Here is an 18,088-nt window from a genome sequence, read left to right as displayed (position 1 = left end):
GGGCCGCCCATTTGACCGGATGCCGCCTCCGCTTTACTCTCGAATACGTACGGAGGCGGCATCCGTTTTGATGCGGGCCGCAGGATCACGGCAGGCAGGAGGGCGCATGAGCGCCGGTGAGCAGCGGGGACGCAAGCCCCGCGCGGACGTTCAGCGCAACCGCGCGGCCCTCCTGGAGACCGCGCAGCGCCACTTCCTGCAGCACGGGGTCGGCACCTCACTTGAGGCGGTGGCCAAGGAGGCGGGCGTCGGGCCCGGCACCCTGTACCGGCACTTCCCCACCCGGGAGGCACTGCTGGCAGCCGTGCTGCAGACCCGCTCCGAAGAACTGGTGGCCCGCCAGGCCGACATCGAGCAGCTCGGCGACCCGGCCGAGGCGCTGGAGCAGTGGCTGCGGGCGATGGAGGAGTACTTCAGCGCCTTCAGCGGGCTGCCGGACCCGCTCATGGCCGCGGCCCGGGCACAGGATCCGGACAACCCGCTCACGATCCCCTGCCACATCCTCATCACCGCCACCGACCAGTACGTGCGAGCCGCGCAGCTCGCAGGGCGCGTGCGCGCCTCGGTGCGGGGGCACGACCTGTTCCTCGCGGCCTGTTCCGTTGCCTGGATCAAGGGCACCGGTACCGAGGAGGAGTCGCTCGACCGGCTCCGCACGCTCATCGCGAGCGGCTACCGCCAACAGGACACCCAGGCGTAAACCGCACCCCTGCCCCGCCCTCCGCAACGCCAGGCGGCACCACCACACCGCCGTCACATCGCGCTGCCCTCAGGGGCACCGCAACCTCTCAAGGGAACAAATCATGAAAATTACTGTCATTGGCGCCGGTGCCATCGGCGGGAACCTCGCTGTCAAGCTCAGCGCGGCCGGTCACGACGTCCAGGTGGCCGACGCCCGCGGCCCCGAGGCCGTGCGGGCGGAGGTGCTGGAGTCCGGGGCCCGCGCGGTGGAGCTCGCCGACGCCGTTCAGGGCCGGGACGTCATCGTCCTGTCGATCCCGTTCGGGGTGGCGGGCCAGCTGGCGGACCTGTTCGCGTCGGTGCCCGCCGAGACGGTGGTCATCGACACCTCGAACTACTACCCCGGCATGCTCAGCGAGCCGATCGAGGCGGTGGACAACGGCCAGGTGGAGAGCGTGTACACCGCCGAGCTGCTCGGCCGCCCCGTGGTCAAGGCGTGGAACGCCGCGCTGGCCGAAACCCAGCGGACCAAGGGGGTTCCGGCCGGCACGCCCGGCCGCCTCGCCATCCCCGTCGCCGGCGACTCCGAGGAGGCGCGGAAGGTGGCCATGAGCCTGGTGGACGACACCGGCTTCGACCCCTACGACGCCGGCACGCTGGCCGACTCCTGGCGCCAGCAGCCGAACAGCCCCGCCTACTGCACCGAGCTGACCCTCGACGAGCTGCCGGCGGCCCTGGCCGCGGCCGACCGCGCCAAGGACGCGGCCATCCGCGACAGCCTGCCGGAGCGCTTCGCCGCTCTCGGTGCCGATCCCACCGTCGACGACGTCGTCGAGATGAACCGCGCCGCCCACCGCTGAGTCACCCGACGCGGCTCTCGTGCACGCAACGGCACGAGAGCGGCAGCGTCGGCACGCCGCGAACACACACGACGAACACGAAGAACGGCGTTCACTTCGGCAAGGCCGCCATTACTCACCCGCACCACCGCGTCCGCGGCCGGCCCGCAGCCCCAAGAACCCTGGTCACCGAAACCGGGGTTCCGTTTCGGACAAGGAGTTTCACCATGAAGATCGGCATTCTCGGCACCGGGAACATCGGCAAGACGTTGACGAGGCGGTTGAGCGCGGCCGGGCACGAGGTGAAGGCGGCCAATTCGCGCGGCCCGGAGACGATCGAGGCGGACGTGCTGGCCTCGGGCGGACGCGCGGTGACGGCGGCGGAAGCCGTAGGGGACGTCGACGCCGTGATCCTCTCCATTCCCTTCGCCCGCATTCCGCAGGTCGCACCGCTGATCGCCAAGGTGCCGGCTGACACGGTTGTCATCGACACGTCGAACTACTACCCGCACCGGGACAGCGGGATCGCGGCGATCGAGGCCGGGCAGGCCGAGAGCGTGTGGGCTGCCAAGCAGCTGGGCCGGCCCATCGTCAAGGCGTGGAACTCGATCGGAGCCGAGTCGTTCGCGCACAGGAACAAGCCGGCGGGAAGCGCGGACCGCATCGCGCTGCCCGTCGCGGCCGACAGTCCGCGAGAGCGTGACCTGGCCATGGCACTCGTCGAGGACACCGGGTTCGACGCCTTTGACGCGGGGCCGCTCGCACAATCGTGGCGGCAGCAGCCCGGCACACCCGCCTACTGCACTGATCTCACCCGTCAGGAGCTGCCGGACGCACTGGCGACGGCCGACGCGGCGCGATCACCCAAGCGGCGCGACCTCGGGCTCGCTGTACTCCAGGAACGCTTCGCGGCCGGCGTGCAACCGGACGCGGAATACCTTCTCCGCCTGAACCGCGCAATTTCCATGTGAGGAGAGACGGGGGCCGACGCGGTGACCCGTCATTGTCGAAGTCGAACAGCTTATCGCTCTGTGTAGGAGTCTCACCATGTCATCCCCCCACCAGACGCCCATTGGCGTGGGCATCGTCGGTCTTTCCGCCAGGCGCGGCTGGGCTTCTCAGACCCACCTTCCCGCGCTGCAACAGCTGGACGGCTTCGAACTGCGCGCACTTTCGGCGAGCAGCGCCGAGTCCGCGCGGCAGGCTTCGGAGAAGTACGGAGTCGCGCAGTTTTTCGGGACGGCCGGAGAGCTGGCGGCGGCCGACGGGGTCGACCTGGTGGTGGTCACCGTGAAGGTGCCGGACCATCGGGAGATCATCCAATCCGCCCTGGCCGCAGGGAAGATGGTGCTCTCCGAGTGGCCACTGGGCAACGGTGGCGCGGAGGCCGAGGAACTGGCGAACGCCGCTGCCGAACGCAAACTGCGCACCTTCACCGGGCTGCAGGCACGGTCCGCCCCCGTTGTGCGCTATCTGCGTGACCTGGTCGCCGACGGATATGTCGGCGAGGTGCTCTCGACCAGCCTGGTCGCGTCCGGCGGGAGTTGGGGAGCGGTCTTCTCCGAGGACGGTGCCTACCTACTGGACCGCGCCAACGGCGCCACCATGCTGACCATCCCGTTCGGGCACACCCTGGACGCACTGACCATGGTGCTCGGCGATGTCGGGAAGGTCACCACCGTCACCGCCACCCGCCACCGAGAAGTCAGGGACCCGCAGACCAGCCGGGTCTTCCGGCCGAACGTCGCCGACCAGGTGGTGTTCGGCGGCGTGCTCTCCTCCGGCGCGGTGGCCTCCGTGCACTACCGGGGCGGCCAGTCCCGGGGCACCAACTTCCACTGGGAGATCAACGGAACGGACGGGGACCTGGTCATCACCGGCGACACCGGACACCTCCAGGTGGGCGAGTTCAGCATCGCCGGGGCGCACGGATCCGACGCCGAGCTCAGCCGCCTCACCGTACCCGAGCAGTACTTCGACCCCGCGCTCCAAGGGCTGCGCGGCACCCCCGCATACAACGTCGGCGCCGCCTACGCCCAGATCCAGCGCGACCTGACGAAGGGCGGCTCCGAGGTGCCCGACTTCGCCCACGCAGCCCGACACCACCAACTCCTCGACCGGATCGAGCGCACGGCGGAGCACGCCTGACTGGAGTCCTCGGAAGGGGCATCGCCACGCGGCGGGCACTCGCGACAGCGCCGTTCCCGGCGCGGACTATGTGCGGGCAAGCGCCACGGAGTCCTGAGCTCCTGGAACGCTCAGGAGCCAGGGCCTTCGAAGCCGTATGCACAGGATGGAAGCCTGTCACTGATCTCTTCGGTTTGTTGTCGGATGGCGGGTGAGGGTGAGTCTGGTGCCGCTGAGGCAGCCGTCGATGAGGTCGGGGCGGTGCTGGATGTGGCGCAGGCCCCGGCGGAGGGTGCGTTCGAGGTGGTCGTCGTCGGTGAAGGCGACAAGGCGTACTCATCGCGCCCCAACCGCGCCTACTTACGCCGACGCGCGTTCCGGGCCACCATCCCGGAACCGGCCGATCAGGCGGGCCATCGCAGACGCCGCGGCAGCAACGGCGGGCGCCCGCCCGCTTTCGACCGCGAGGACTACAAGGCCCGGCACGCGGTCGAGTGCGGCATCAACCGGCTCAAGCAGTTCGCCGGTGCGCGGGTGGCGGGCGGTGAGGTCCATCGCGGAGAACGCGCCGTCGTGGATGCGCAACGCGAGGCGGTCGCGGTGGAGGACGTCGAGCACGTCGAGGATGTGCCCGGTGCCGCGCACCAGGCGGAACATCTCGGAGATGTGGACGGTGTCGCTCGGCCGCGCGTACACGAGCAGCTCGGCGAACTTCGGACGCTGGAGGGGGTGGAGACGGCTGGAGGTGCCCGCGGCTTCCTCGAAGGCGACCGGGTCTTCGATCCCGGCCCCGTCCAGGGCGAGGTTCTGGCGGTCGGTCGACTGCTGGTCGGTCGACACCCGATTGTCGATGGAATGGATCTTCCAGGCCCCCGGCGTTCCGATACCTGCCGACCGCGTGAGGGAACTGACCGCCACGGTTGTCCGGGGCCCCGCGGGCGGCAGCTTCTCGGTCGACGCCTGGACCTGAGCGGAGAGCATCGCGGAAGAAGATGTGGAACCGGAACTCCTGACCGGGTCCGGAGACCGACCCACCGTGGGGGTTCCGGCCGCCAGCGGGGAGACAGACGCCTGCGGCCGCCGCCCCGGCTGCGACTGCTGCGGCTGAGCCGACACCTGCACGAGGCAGAGAGACCCCGGCCGTCACACGGCCGGGGCCCCTCTTCGGCCCAGACCATCTCCACGAGCGTGGTCTTCCCGAAGCCCCCCGCACCGTGCAGTCCGGCCACAGCGGTGATCCCCACCGACCGCAACCGCCGTCGGCGGCCCAGCTCAGCCGCCACCTGCCGGACCTGTGCACGGTTGACTACCCACCGCGGCATCTCCGGGGCCGCCGGCGGTGGTGGGTCCTCGGCCGTCGACGAAGACTTGACCTCGTGGAACAGCGCCACCGGTCCTGACCGTGGCCGCGTTCTCCGCCAACGACGTCACCGCACTGACCACCGCCGTGATCACGGCCGACGCAGCCAGGCGGGAGTGTCCTGGCTACATAGCTCGATTTCGCGGACGTTTTCCCAAGCGAGAGCCTGGACGGACGTATGACCTAAGTCGCTCTGGATCTGGCCCTGAGACGATCATCGGGGCACCAGGTCGGTCGATCGCGGGGCCGGGACCTGGCAGCACTTCAGAGGGCTACGACCGACGTCTTGAGCCGGCACGGGGTCGGCGTGGGCGTGTGGCTGGACCGAAATGTGGGGTGGGACCGCCCGTCAGGTCAGGATGGAGGCGTGGCGGCTGGACCTCTCCGGCGACGCTTCGGAGGTTCCGCTGCGCGCATGCGCCCTCTCGGCTCGAACCGGCCTGCCGCGCTGCGGAGGAGGCCGTTACGCCTCGCCACGAACCTTCTCGAAGAGGGTCGGATCGTGGGCGGAGAAGATCACCAGGTCGGGATCCGCGTGGCGATACAGCTCGGCGAGGCGGGCGTGGTTGTCCCGGACCCTTTTCAGGTCCCAGGCGACGAGGGCTTCCATGGCACGCAGGGCGGCGGGGACGGGCGTACGGCCGTCGATCGTGCCGTGGTGGTAGAAGGCGTCGCCGGCGTGCAACAGCCAGCGGATGCCGGTGTCGACTGCGACACACGCGTGTCCGCGGGTGTGGCCGGGGAGCGAGATGAGGACGATTCCGGGGGCGATGGCATCGAGTTCCTTGGCGGCGGCGAAGCCTCGCCACTTCTCCCCGTCGGGGCTATGTTCGACGATCTTCGGGCCGTGGGCCCATTGGGCGGACTGGTAGCGGATCTCCTCCCGTCGGGACGGCGAGATCATGGACCCGAGTGCCTCGGCTGCGGTGAGGTGGACCTGGGCCCGGGGAAAGTCGGAGAGACCTCCGATGTGGTCCGCGTCGAAGTGCGTGAGGACGAGGTGGCGGACGTCGTCCCGGCTGAAGCCGAGCCGTTCGAGCTGGTGAGCGGCGGTTTCCTCGGCCTTGAAGACGGGTCTTATGAGCCGGCGCGGCGGCCCGACTCGCCGCTTGGGATCCGCGATGTCGTCCAGGCCGAAGCCGGAGTCGACGAGGACCAGCCCGCCGTCTCGATGAGGAGGACGTGGCAGACCAGGTGTGCGGTCGGCAGGAGCATCGTGCCGCAGTTGAGGTGGTGGATCTTCATGGGCGGGTCCTTGGTGTGGCGGGTCGCGGCCCCCGTTGTTCGACGCTCGTTGCTGGACGCTCATTGCTCGACGCTGTCAGGTGGCGAAGGCAGGAGGTGTGGTGTTGACGAGCTTGGGGTGGGGCTTGTCGCCTGACATGGCGAGGAGGCCCTTGAGGCACCGTGCTGCCAGGAGCCAGTTCTTGGGGTTCCTCATGTTCAGGCCGCCGATGAGTTGCTTGAGCAGGGTCAAGCTGTCGAAGTAGATGCGCTCGCAGACCAGGTTCTCGTCGCCGTTCTCGTCGGTGTCGAAGAGGAAGTACGCGGTCATGCGCACCCGGAAGCGGCTGCCGGTGGGCGGTATGGCGCCGAGTGGGCCGCAGTGGGTGCCCAGCAGCCAGAACTCGGCGATCACAGCGTCGTCGCTGTGGCGGAAGGCGATGATCTCGTGGTCCTGGTCGGGAAAGGCGACCCGGCTGTCGTGGTAGTAGCCGCGCACGGCCGTGTCGCTGTCGTGGACCTGCATGGTCGGGATCATCTCGTAGTGCGGGTGCGGGAACGTCGACAGGACGTCGTCCCAGTCCTGGCGGACCTCGTCATGGAAGTGGTCGAGGACGAGCTTGTGGCGGGCCTTGCGGATCTCGTCAGTGAGCATGAGGCTTCCTTGTCGGTCAGGCCGTGTGGTGAATGGCCTTGTGGGTGAAGGTCGGCGTGGTGCCGGGGCTGACCCAGGAGGGGGTCAGTTCGCTGGAGGGGAAGAACTGCAGGAACCGGGGGTCGTTCTGGGAGCGGTCGACCAGGGTCTTCTCGATGACCAGGGAGTTGTACTGGTCGGCGGTGGTCTCGATGGTGTTGGCGTTGAGCACGATCTCCTGCTGCCAGGTGCGGGCCCAGCGGGCGATGCCCGGCATCCGGGAGTGCTCGGGGGTCAGGCACTCGGCGGCGGTGGCGACGGCGGCGGATGCCTGATGTTCGGGGTGGATGTGAGCGATGACGGTCTGCACCGGCTGCTGGCTGAGCCAGTCGACGAGTCCACGGGCGGCTTCGGTGGCGATGCCTCTGCCTTGCCACGGAGTTCCCATCACCCAGGCGATCTCGGCGAGGGGGCCGTGGCCGGAGGAACTGATCGTCGCCTGGACCGTGCCCGTCAGGCATGCCTCATCACGGAGCCGGATCACCCAGTTCAGCCAGGAGACGGCCGGGTCGGGAGAGCCTGCGGTCATGCGCTGGTAGCGCGAGCGCAGAGCTTGCGGGGTGTCCGGGGTGCCGCCGATGAAGGCGTATAGAGCCGGATCGGACAGCACCGCGGCCATCTCCTCGGCGTGCTCGACGTGAAGCGGCAACAGGTCCAGTCGCCCGGTGCTGATGGTCTGGGTCGCGATGGTGCTCACGCCGCAACCGCCTCGGGGCGTTCGACGAGTTGCCCGCGTTCGAAGCAGGCTCCGGCGCGGACCAGGGCGACGAGGTGGGGCGCATTCACGGCCCGCCACCGCTGCTGGGCGGACTCAACGAGCTTGAAGACCATGGCGAGCGCGGCGGCTGCGCTGCCGGCGCCCCGGGTGACCTTCGTCCTCAGCCGGACGGTGGCGAAGGTCGACTCGATGGGGTTCGTGGTGCGCAAATGAATCCAGTGCTCGGCGGGGAAGTCGTAGAACGCCAGCAGCTCGTCGGCGTCGTCGGTGATCTTCTTGACGGCCTTGGGGAACTTCGCCCCGTAGGTCTTCTCGAATATCTCGATGGCCTTCAGCGCATGCTCCCGGTCCTCGGCGTTATAGATCTCTTGCAGGGCCTTCTTCGCTCCAGGCTGGGCGGATTTCGGAAGCGCGTTCAATACATTGGCGATCTTGTGAACCCAGCACCGCTGATGGCGAGACTCGGGAAACACCTCGGCCAGGGCCTTCCAGAAGCCGAGGGCGCCGTCACCGACCGCCAGGACCGGTGCCCGCATGCCCCGGCGCCGGCAGTCCCGCAGCAGGTCAGCCCACGAGTCCGCTGATTCGCGGTAGCCGTCGGACATGGCGATCAGCTCCTTGGTGCCATCGGCGCGCACGCCCATCAGCACCAGCACGCACGACTTCGCCTCGGCCAGGCGTATGCGCAGGTGGATACCGTCGCCCCAGACATAGACGTAGTCCGAATCGGACAAGTCGCGTTCGCCGAATGCCTGGTGGTCGGCCTGCCACTGGGCGGTCAGCCTCGTGACGGTGGCGGGCGAGAGGCCGGCCGAGGAGCCGAGGAACTGCTCCAGCGCGGGCACGAAGTCACCCGACGACAGGCCGTGCAGGTAAAGCAGCGGCAGCACCTCGCTGATCTTCGGGGACTTCCTCGCCCAGGGCGGCAGGATCGCCGAGGAGAACCGCTTACGCTCGCCCGTCTCCTCGTCGACGCGCTTGTCGTTGACCCGCGGGGCCCTGACCTCGATGGTTCCGGCAGCGGTGGCCACCTTCCTCGACTGGTGATGACCGTTGCGGACCACGAGCCGCCGCCCACGCTCGTCTTTCTCTTGGGCCAACTCAGCTATATACGCATCAACTTCGGCCTCCAGGGCGGCGGCCAGCATCCGCCTCGCCCCTTCCCGGACGATCCCGTCGATCAGGGACCCCTCTCGCGTCGAGCCGTCCTCGGTGACTACCGTGAGCATGGGCTTACCTTCCCGGCAGGCGCTGCGAACGCCGGTCTACTCGGTGACCTTCAGTCGAGCACTCGGGAAGGTACGCCCTTCGCACGCCTCCCCGAGGCCGATCCACAGGTACTGAGCATTGCTCCAGCCCCGGGATGCCGCCGGTCAGCCGATCAGATGCAGTCCGTCCTCGAAGTCGACGCGCGCGAGGTCGGCGCGGGAGACGATCCCGAGTTTGGGGAAGACGTTGGCCAGGTGATGACCCACCGTACGAGGACTGATCAGCAGCTGTGCCCCGATCTCCCGGTTGGTGAGTCCTTGCGCGGCCAGCCGTGCGACTCTCAGCTCCTGGGCCGTGAGGATGGCTGCGGTTTCCCGGGCCGGTGCGGAGTCGCGGCGCGGTTGTTGCCCGGTCAGCTCCTGTTCGGCCCGTGTGCGGGCGAGCAGGGGTGCCGCGTCGAGTCGCTGGAAGGTGTCCGCGGCTTCGGCCAGTTGTGTCCGGGCGTCGGTACGGCGGCGGGCCCGTCGTAGCCATTCGCCGTACAGCAGGCGGGTGCGGGCGTAGTTGAAGGGCCGAGACGCGGCTTTGGGGACCTCCAGGGCAAGCCGGAAGTGCTTCTCCGTGTCCGCGCCCGATGCGAGCAGTGCGTGGACGAGGTGGGTCGCGGAGATCGCCCACGCCGCGTTGGTCCGCTCGGCCAACCGCCGCAGCAGCCGTGCCTGTTCCTCGGCCGTCTCCCGCTGTCCTGCCTGGAGGGCGGCCTCGGCGGTGTCCGGCGCGGCGAGCACGGCGATGGTGGGGTGTGCGGCGTGGTGTCCGTGCTCGCTCAGCCGGACCAGGCGGTCCAGTGCTTCCTCGGCCCGGCCGGCGAAGAGCGCCGACATGCCGAGGTTCCACTCCGCGCAGGCGCTGAAGATGCGCACCCCACGCGGCACCCATACCTCGGTGAACCGGGCGGCGACGTCAGCGACGGTCTGCTCATCGCCTCGCGCGGCTGCCAGCCATCCGAGAGTGGCGCGGCACTGCGCCGCCAAGTGGTCGTCGCCGGTGCCCTCGGCGACCTGGAGCCCTTCAAGGGCGTTCGCCGTGGCCGAGGTCCAGGAGCCTTGCACGATGTCGAGGGCGACGGTCTGGGCCAGTGCCTGGGTCAGGGCGGTGACCTGGTCCGTGTGCCGCAGCCTGTCGCTCTCGCGGCGGAGCGCCTCCTGCAGGGCGGATTCGATGCCCCAGGCCAGTGCCAGCGGTGCCGGTGGCATCAGGAGCCAGGAACTGCCGCTGAGCCGGGTGAGGGTGTCCGCGACAGAGGTCACCACCTGGTCGCGGTCATCGGCGTGGCCGTCGTGTTCCTCGGTCCACCATTGGCGCAGCAGCGGCAGCAGGTCGGCGTTGGGGAAGTCTCCTTGCGGGAGTCGGTGCTGGAGTCGTTGGAGCGCTTCGCGTTGCAGTGTGCCGTGGCTGGCTGCCCAGGCTGCCCGCAGGGCCATGCTGCCGAGTTTGAACGCCTGTCCGGGATCGGCCACTCGCTCCATGTCGCGGGTCAGCTGGCGGCAGGCGGTTTCCAGGTCGCCGTGCGCGAACTCGATCAGTCCGCGCAGTCCCTGGCTGAGGTCGGCGACGGTGGATGGGGAGGTGAGTCTTTCGGCCTGCTCCAGCATGGCCCGCGCCGCGTCGACGTGGCCGGCCTCCCAGGCCGCCCCCGCTCCGTGAGCCAGTCGTCTGGCCGCGTCGTCCCTTGCGGGGGACAGTTTCGCCGCGCGGCGCAGGGCGCGGGCCGCGGTGGCGCAGCCGCCGCGCTGCCAGGAGCGGTGGGCCGACTCCTCCAGCAGCCGGGCGACTTCCTCGTCGGTGCGGCCCACGGCTTCCAGTGCTGCGGCGAGGTGCCAGGGGCGCAGTTCGTCGGCGTTCTCGCCGGTCAGTGCGGTGGCGAGGGCATGATGCACGGCCTGGCGGTCCGCGGGCGGTGCTTCCTCGTAGACCACGGCCTCCATCAGTGGGTGGCGGAAGCGGATCCGCCCGTGCGAGCCCGTGGTGAGCAGGCCCGAGTGCAGCGCCTCGTCCCATACAGCTGCGTCGAGGCCGAGTGCAAGGCCGGCCTGGCCGATGGTGGTGCGATCGCTGCGGTCGTCGGCGGCGGCGAGGAGGAGCGCGGTGCGGGCGGGCGCGGACAGCCTCTCGATCCGGGCGCGGAAGGCACGGCGCAGGCGTGGCCCGAGGGCGATCCGCTCATCGGGGAGAGGGTGCGTCGAGATGTCGCCGGCCGCCTCGGACGTGGTCAGCTCCTGGAGTGCGAGGGGATTTCCGGCTGCCGCGCGGATGGTGCGGCGGATCACCGCCTCGTCCGCGTGCGGGGCGACCGCACGGGCGAGGAGCCGGGCGTCCTGGTCGCCCAGCTCCCCCACCTCCAGGGCCGCCAGGCTCTCCCAGGGCCCGTCGACGGGGTCGTCGTGGCCGGTGAGGAACATGACCACCGGCTCGTTGCGCAGGCGGCGCGCGACGAAGGCCAGGCACTGTGCGGAGGGCTCGTCGAGCCATTGGGCGTCGTCGGCGACGATGAGCACCGGCCGTTCCCTGGCCAGCTCGCCGACCAGCGTCAGTACGGCCACACCGATCAGAAACCGGTCCGCCATGTCGTCGCTCATCCCGAGCGCCCCGTTCAGGGCCTTGGCCTGCGGCTGCGGAAGCGCACTGATCCGCTCCGCCACCGGCCACAGCAGTTCGTGCAGCGCGGCGAACGCCAGCCCCGACTCCAGACGAGTACCCCCGCACCGCAGGACAGTGAAGTCCACGGCGGCTGTCTCGGCCACGTATTCCAGCAGGGCGCTCTTACCGATGCCGGGGTCACCCCACAACACCAGCGTCGCCCCGTCGCCCTGCCGGGCACCGTCAAGGATCCGGTCAAGGGCCGCCTGCTCCTGGCGCCGTCCGTATAGGTTCATTTCCTTGAAATCTTAAGGGGATACGACGCCCCGAGCCACTCCAGCACCCGCGTTCCACGTGATTTGCCGGTTCCATGACCGATTCGATGACCGATTCGCTTGCGGCTCGCTGTCCGTAGAGTCGGGCCTGGTCAGCGCACTCGCGCGCGCACCGCGGGAGACGACATGGCGACCGCGATCACCGAAACTGGAAGCAAGGACAGAACCGCCGGGCCGGCACGCCCCCTGCGCACAGATTGCGTCGCCGTCTCAGGAGGAGCGTGACCCGCGCGAGCGCCGGAAACCGTCGACCACAGCCAACTCACCGGAGGACCGCATGGACACGTCGCGAAGTAACTCGCAGCCCGCAGGACATATTGACGTCGAGGGCCACGCAGGGGTGCTTGTCGCTCGTCTCGACGGAGGCCCGCATGCGTTGTTCGATACCGAGATGTCCAAGCAGCTGAAAGAGTTGGTCGATCGTGCAGACCGCGATCCGGACATCCGCGCGGTCGTCTTCACCGGTACGCACCCTGACCGCTTCTTGAGTCATTCTGATGTGCGCTGGCTACAAAAAGGTGGCACTGGATTCCCGCCGATCAACACGCGCATGGCCCAGCTGGCAACGCGCACGGGGCGACTCATCAACCGAGTGCCGGTTGTCAGAACGCTCGCGGGGATGACCCGGCTCAAGACACTTCTGCAGCTCGACGGCTTCCATGCCACCTTCCTGAAGATGCAGGCAAGCGGCACCATCTTCGTCGCGGCGCTCAACGGTTCGGCACTTGCCGTCGGCACGGAAATGGCACTTGCCTGTGATCTGCGCATCATGGCGGACGGGGAGCATGTCATCGGCCTGACAGAAGTCCTGCTCGCACTGACACCGGGTGGCGGCGGCTCTCAGCGACTGCCTCGTCTGATCGGTACTCAGCAGGCGTTGCTCTCCATTCTCGAGGGCAGGCCGTTCACGCCTGCGGAGGCTCTCTCGCTCGGTGTGGTCGACGAGGTGGTGCCACAGGAGAAGGTCCTCGCACGGTCGATCGAGCGCGCGGAGTATCTGAGCCTGCGCTCGAAGAAGTCCCTCGGAGCCATCAAGCGATCCATCAACTTCGGCAGCACCCTGTCGCTCGAGGACGGCTTGCAGTTCGAGCATGGCGAGTTCCTGGTCAGAGATCAATCGAAGGAAGCTCAGCGGCGGATGCTTGCATACATCGCCACCACGGACGCCACTGGCGAGCTCCCTCTGATGGATCGTGAGGCGTACGCGCGAGCACTCGCCGCCGGGGGGCTCCCCAGCGAGTAGACCGGGTCGATGTGGTGACCTCGTCCTGATCGACGGTTCATCGCCTCGATTTTCGTGTCAGCGGCCAACCAGAGCCACAGGCCGACCACCAGCAGGTACATGGTTCTTCCTGAACGACCGCCACTGACACGAAGCCAGCACATCGCAGGCAACTCCGTGACAGATACGGTGACGGATCCGCTTCCATCCCTTCAGCCGTAACGTCGGGCGCAATCAGTGCACTCGCGCCCCTCACCGAAGGCGACTTGACGATGGCGATCACCGGATGTCGCGCTCCTGATGGTTATGGCTGCGGCCACGCAAAGGCAGTTGTGGCGGCGTCGGCCGAGCCCTACCTGAAGGTGCACGTCCCCGCCGACGTCCAGACCATCGGTGTCGACCGCCTGCGCTCCCGATCTCTACCCCCATCAAAGAATGACAATCCCCATGAGAAACACACTGAGGGGTGCCGGGCGCCTGTACGGCTGCCGCCCTCGCCAGTCATTTCGTCAGGATAGGCCGCTCAGGTCCGAGAAAGCGCCATGGGCCGCCCATTTCGCGCCATCACCCCCACCCCCACTGGATCATCCAAGAGTGAGGCACGCAATAAAACGACCAAGATGTCACACATGACAATGGCAGTCGCTCTCGCTTCTGCCAGCATCACCGGCCTGGCCATGTCCAGTACCGCACAGGCCGCGACTAACAGCAATGTCAAGATCAGGATCTGCAACTTCGCGAACGGGGATATGCAGTGCTCAATCAACGGAAAGAACCAGAACGGCGATCAAGTAACGTACACCCTGGCTGGCACGATCGCGAAGGGTCGCTGCCACACCAGCAACTGGTGGTGGGCGGTTGACCAAAAGTTTAAGGTCAGCTTCTCCGTTGCTCCGTACGCGGACTGGAGAGAGGTTATATTCCAGATTCTCAATAACCCGCCCGATGGCAGCACGTTTGAGCTTTCTCTGGACGAGACCTCAGGGAACTAGGCCGTGTTTTAGAACGGGCTGGTCTGTCGAGTTGACTGTCCGGGGAAGCCGCGGGCGGCCCAGCCAGATGATGAGGTCGCCTGCGATCCGGCCGATGCTCGTATCAGTGGTGACCTCGCGTTCGCGGCGGGTGGTGGCGTGTGAGGCTCAGGCCGTCCAGCGTGTACCCGCACTGGCCGCGACCAGCACGAGCCGTCCGTCCCGTCGGGGCCGGCCGCCCGCAGCCCGGCCCCGACGGCATCCGCGCTTGCCCCGCCCCTCTGCCCGCACCGCCACGGCCATAACGCGCTCGTACTCATCTGGCACCCACGCGCCGGTGTCGAGATCCTCTCGGAGCTCCGCGAGCGCAGCCAACCGCGCCTCAGTCTTCGCCATGACCTCGATCATGCTCAGTCGGGCGAAGTCGCCGGGGATTTCCTCAGGCGCACCCTCCGTAGACGAGACGCGTTCGCCGCCGATGGTCCGGGGAGCCGAAGAAGGAGATAGGCCGCGCTGCCGTCGGCGCGGCACAGACCTTCGCGAATGAAGCGGATTAAGCGGGGCCGCTGGTGCGGTCGCCGGCTCAGCGGTGCGTGACGCCCTGGGCGGCTTCGAGTTCGGGTTCCCAGGAGCATTCCCGCGCGTTTCCTGCGCCTGGCGCCGGCGGCGAGTGCGCAGACGTCAGCCGGCGGTTCCGGCTCGTCGTCTGCTCGTGGTCTTTCCCGTACCGCACCCCACGTTTCCCGCATCCTTCTCGAATCAGCGGACGCGACCACTTGCCATCGACCGACGACCCCCATATGGTCGTACGAACGTAAGACATACGACCGTAAGACATACGGACGTACTCCAAACCCAAGGGAGCTCGTGATGGCGACAACTCAGCCGGTGGCACTCGTGACAGGTGCGTCCACCGGTATCGGAAAGGCGGCCGCCCTCGCGCTCGCCGCAGCGGGTTTCGAGACGGTGGGAACAAGCCGGAAAACGTCGGGAGCCGACCGTCACGATGGCGTGACGTTCCTCGCCCTCGACGTGGGCAGCGACGATTCGGTCGCCGCCGCGGTCGAGCAGGTGATCGAGAGGTTCGGGCGGATCGACGTCCTGGTCAACAACGCCGGCATCGGCTCCTCGGGCGCCGACGAGGAGAACTCCCTCGCCCAGTCCCAGCGCCTCTTCAACATCAACGTCTTCGGTGTGATGCGCATGACCAAGGCCGTTCTCCCGCACATGCGCGCCCAGGGAAGCGGGCGCATCATCAACATCTCGTCCGTCCTCGGGTTCCTCCCCGCGCCCTACATGGCCAACTACTCAGCGTCCAAGCACGCGCTCGAGGGATACACCGAGTCCCTGGACCACGAGATCCGCGAACACGGGGTCCGGGCCCTCATCGTCCAGCCGGGCGGTACCAAATCCGCGTTCGAGGCGAACACCGTCGCACCCGACATGCCCATGCGGATCTACGCGGAGCAGCGGCGCATCGCCGACCAGGTGGCGGTGGCGGTCAACGAGGAGGGCGACGATCCCGACGTCGTCGCGAAAGCGATCGTCGCGGCCGCCATGGACTCCAAGCCGAAGGTGCGGTACACCGCAGGCCGGCAAGCCCGGCTCGTCAGCGCGGCGCACCGTATCCTCCCCGCCGGGGTCTTCGACGGACAGATCCGCAAGAGCAACAAGCTCGCCGGCTGAGATCTCAGACAGCGAACCGCTCCGATATCGGTGGAGGCTTTGGACTGCCCCGAGGTGGGTGGAGGCGAGTAGCCCGTGGACGCCGCCAGGGACGGCATGACCCGCCACTGAGCGGCTTCGTGCACATGGCGGCGGACGAGCCGGTCGGCGCCCTGCGTCCGATGCTCGCGAAGAACTTTGACCAGGACCACCCCGATCTGTTCGTCGCACGCGCACCCGCCCGCTCCGGACTGCCCGGATCGGCCGTGACCGTGGAGGACATGCGACGAGCGTGACTGATCCGGTCGGTCAGATCGATATCGATTAGTTCGGCGCTCGGCGCCGGTCAGTAGTCGCAACAGTAACCACCTCGTACAACGTTTTCGGCGGTCGACGATGACGAGCCGTCCCAGTCCCTGTCTCGATGTCCCGACGTCTCGATCTTCATCTCCAGCTTTGTCTCTCTGAACTTCTCTCATCGTCTTTCGCCACGAAGTCCCGAAGTGGATATCCCCATGTCTGAAACAGCTCAGGCCACCGCCAAGTCGGCAGCCGACTCCCATGCCAACCGCTGGAAAGCGCTCAGCTTCATCGCGCTCGCCCAGCTGATGGTCGTGCTGGACGCCACCATCGTGAACATCGCCCTGCCCTCCGCCCAGCAGGACCTGGGCATATCCGACGGCAACCGTCAGTGGGTCATCACGGCCTACGCCCTCGCCTTCGGCGGTCTGCTGCTCTTCGGCGGCCGCATCGCCGACCTGTGGGGCCGCAAGCGCACCTTCGTCGCCGGTCTGGTCGGCTTCGCCGCCGCCTCCGCCCTCGGCGGCGCGGCCACCAACGAGGCGATGATGCTCGGCGCCCGCGCCCTGCAGGGTGCGTTCGGCGCGCTGCTCGCGCCCGCCGCGCTCTCGCTGCTCGCCGTGATGTTCACGGAGCCCAAGGAGCGCGCCAAGGCGTTCGGCATCTACGGTGCGATCGCCGGTGGCGGCGGCGCCGTGGGCTTCATCCTCGGCGGCGTGCTCACCGAGTACCTCGACTGGCGCTGGACGTTCTTCGTGAACATCCCGTTCGCGGTCATCGCGGCCGTGGGCGCGTACTTCGTCATCCGTGAGCCGGCCGGCAGCCGCAACCGTTCGCCGCTCGACATCCCGGGCGTCGTCCTGTCCATCCTCGGTCTGGTCACGCTGGTCTACGCCTTCACCCGCGCCGAGTCCGACGGCTGGGGCGACTCCACGACCGTCGGCCTGTTCGTCGCGTCGGTCGTGCTGCTCGCAGCGTTCGTCCTTACCGAGTCCAGGGTCAAGGCCCCGCTGCTGCCGCTGCGCGTCATCACCGAGCGCAACCGCGGAGGCGTCTACATCTCCCTCGGCCTTGCGATCATCGCGTTGTTCGGCCTGTTCCTCTTCCTGACCTACTACCTGCAGCTCGTGCTGGGCTACTCGCCGGTCAAGACCGGCTTCGCCTTCCTGCCGTTGATCGGCGGCCTGATGGTGGGCTCTACGCAGATCGGCACCCGCCTGTTGACCCGGGTTCCCCCGCGCCTGCTGATGGCTCCGGGCTTCCTGGTCGCCGGGACCGGCATGCTGTTCCTCACCCAGCTGGAGATCGGCACCTCGTACGCCAGTGTCATCCTGCCGGGGCTGGTGCTGCTCGGCCTCGGCATGGGTACGGCGTTCATGCCCGCCCTCTCCTTGTCCACGCACGGTGTCGAGCCGCGTGACTCCGGTGTCGCCTCCGCGATGGTCAACACCTCGCAGCAGGTGGGCGGCGCGATCGGTACGGCCCTGCTGAACACGATCGCCGCCTCGGCGACGACCGCGTACATCAAGGACCACATCGGCGGCGCCGGTTCCCAGGCTCAGCAGCAGCTGGTCCAGCTGGAGGGCCAGGTGCACGGGTACACCAACGCGATCTGGTTCGCCGTCGGCATCCTCGTGCTCGCCGCGACGATCGCCGTCACCTTCATCAATACCGGCAAGCCGGAAGTCGGTCCGGCCTCCGGCGAGGGTGCCGAGGACCAGATGAAGATCCCCGTGATCGCCCACTGACGGCCCGTACACCGGCTAAGCCCGGTACCTCGGGTACGGCGATCGCATCCTTCCGGCCCGGATCTTCGACCGCATCGCCCGCAAGCATTACCGGATGCCGAACTGACGCCCACCTGTCGCGTACCCGAACCCGCCCGAAAGCGACGGCGCGCCTTCGACGAGGCGACAGCGGATGCGGTGCAGGACGGCGAGGACCCCGCCGTCGTCACCAAAGTGGTCGTCACCGCGGCCACCCACACGAACCGAAACGGCGCTACACCGTCGGCCCGCCGGCCTCACGCCTGACCACGGCCCGCCCCCGCCGCAACGTTCGACAGGCAGATCCGCAAGAGCAACCACCTGCCCACCAGAACCC

At 68.2% G+C, this 18,088-nt stretch carries 13 protein-coding genes and 3 pseudogenes; 10 read left to right on the top strand and 6 right to left on the bottom strand.

Features of this window, described 5'->3' with window-relative positions; genetic code table 11:
- The first annotated feature begins 106 nt into the window (after positions 1–106).
- From OG622_RS49040 to OG622_RS49020, 5 genes and pseudogenes are all read left to right on the top strand, one after another.
- Entirely contained in the window at positions 107–700 is a 594-nt protein-coding gene (locus tag OG622_RS49040) for a TetR/AcrR family transcriptional regulator (RefSeq protein ID WP_371583879.1), read from the top strand.
- The gene (locus OG622_RS49035; protein ID WP_371583878.1) at positions 603–1,541 is read left to right on the top strand and encodes an NADPH-dependent F420 reductase; all 939 of its coding nucleotides are present in this window, start codon (positions 603–605) and stop codon (positions 1,539–1,541) included. The genes OG622_RS49040 and OG622_RS49035 overlap by 98 nt, the downstream gene beginning before the upstream one ends.
- A gap of 206 nt (positions 1,542–1,747) precedes the next feature.
- On the top strand, positions 1,748–2,491 hold the full coding sequence (locus OG622_RS49030) for an NADPH-dependent F420 reductase (RefSeq protein WP_371583877.1): 744 nt from the start codon (positions 1,748–1,750) through the stop codon (positions 2,489–2,491).
- A gap of 76 nt (positions 2,492–2,567) precedes the next feature.
- Positions 2,568–3,668: a Gfo/Idh/MocA family protein gene (locus tag OG622_RS49025; RefSeq protein ID WP_371583876.1), complete on the top strand. Its 1,101-nt coding sequence runs from the start codon at positions 2,568–2,570 to the stop codon at positions 3,666–3,668.
- Positions 3,669–3,968: 300 nt separating this feature from the next.
- Positions 3,969–4,169 (top strand): annotated as a pseudogene (locus tag OG622_RS49020) (IS5/IS1182 family transposase); the annotation flags it as partial.
- Here OG622_RS49020 and OG622_RS49015 read toward each other — a convergent pair.
- The 6 genes and pseudogenes from OG622_RS49015 to OG622_RS48990 all read right to left on the bottom strand — a co-directional run.
- Positions 4,152–4,508, bottom strand: a pseudogene (locus tag OG622_RS49015) (recombinase family protein); the annotation flags it as partial. The pseudogenes OG622_RS49020 and OG622_RS49015 sit on opposite strands and share 18 nt — an antisense overlap.
- 962 nt (positions 4,509–5,470) lie before the next feature.
- Positions 5,471–6,316 carry an MBL fold metallo-hydrolase gene (locus OG622_RS49010; protein ID WP_371583875.1) on the bottom strand — a complete coding sequence of 282 codons (846 nt, stop codon included), beginning with the start codon at positions 6,314–6,316 and terminating at the stop codon, positions 5,471–5,473.
- A 12-nt stretch (positions 6,317–6,328) separates the two neighbouring features.
- A complete protein-coding gene (locus OG622_RS49005; protein ID WP_371583874.1) occupies positions 6,329–6,886 on the bottom strand; it encodes an ester cyclase in 558 nt (185 codons plus the stop codon).
- A 226-nt stretch (positions 6,887–7,112) separates the two neighbouring features.
- Positions 7,113–7,622, bottom strand: a pseudogene (locus OG622_RS49000) (GNAT family N-acetyltransferase); the annotation flags it as partial.
- Positions 7,619–8,872, bottom strand: coding sequence for an IS256 family transposase (locus tag OG622_RS48995; RefSeq protein WP_371583873.1), 1,254 nt, complete (start codon positions 8,870–8,872; stop codon positions 7,619–7,621). The gene OG622_RS48995 and the pseudogene OG622_RS49000, both read right to left, overlap by 4 nt.
- Positions 8,873–9,016: 144 nt before the next feature.
- On the bottom strand, positions 9,017–11,788 hold the full coding sequence (locus tag OG622_RS48990) for a helix-turn-helix transcriptional regulator (protein ID WP_371583872.1): 2,772 nt from the start codon (positions 11,786–11,788) through the stop codon (positions 9,017–9,019).
- A 430-nt stretch (positions 11,789–12,218) separates the two neighbouring features.
- Here OG622_RS48990 and OG622_RS48985 point away from each other — a divergent pair, with 430 nt between their 5' ends.
- From OG622_RS48985 to OG622_RS48965, 5 genes are all read left to right on the top strand, one after another.
- Positions 12,219–13,070 carry an enoyl-CoA hydratase/isomerase family protein gene (locus OG622_RS48985; protein WP_371583871.1) on the top strand — a complete coding sequence of 284 codons (852 nt, stop codon included), beginning with the start codon at positions 12,219–12,221 and terminating at the stop codon, positions 13,068–13,070.
- A 608-nt stretch (positions 13,071–13,678) separates the two neighbouring features.
- Entirely contained in the window at positions 13,679–14,041 is a 363-nt protein-coding gene (locus OG622_RS48980) for a hypothetical protein (protein ID WP_371583870.1), read from the top strand.
- Between the two features lie 849 nt (positions 14,042–14,890).
- Entirely contained in the window at positions 14,891–15,706 is an 816-nt protein-coding gene (locus OG622_RS48975) for an oxidoreductase (RefSeq protein ID WP_371583869.1), read from the top strand.
- A gap of 119 nt (positions 15,707–15,825) precedes the next feature.
- Positions 15,826–15,981 (top strand): hypothetical protein, encoded by a 156-nt coding sequence (locus tag OG622_RS48970; RefSeq protein ID WP_371583868.1) that lies wholly within the window; start codon positions 15,826–15,828, stop codon positions 15,979–15,981.
- A gap of 219 nt (positions 15,982–16,200) precedes the next feature.
- Positions 16,201–17,733 carry an MFS transporter gene (locus OG622_RS48965; protein ID WP_371583867.1) on the top strand — a complete coding sequence of 511 codons (1,533 nt, stop codon included), beginning with the start codon at positions 16,201–16,203 and terminating at the stop codon, positions 17,731–17,733.
- Positions 17,734–18,088 lie beyond the last annotated feature (355 nt).

It is taken from the genome of Streptomyces sp. NBC_01314, assembly GCF_041435215.1.
In the GTDB taxonomy this organism is placed as follows: domain Bacteria; phylum Actinomycetota; class Actinomycetes; order Streptomycetales; family Streptomycetaceae; genus Streptomyces.
The sequence above is the reverse complement of the archived record's forward strand: the minus strand, read 5'-3'. Positions and strand labels throughout refer to the sequence as shown.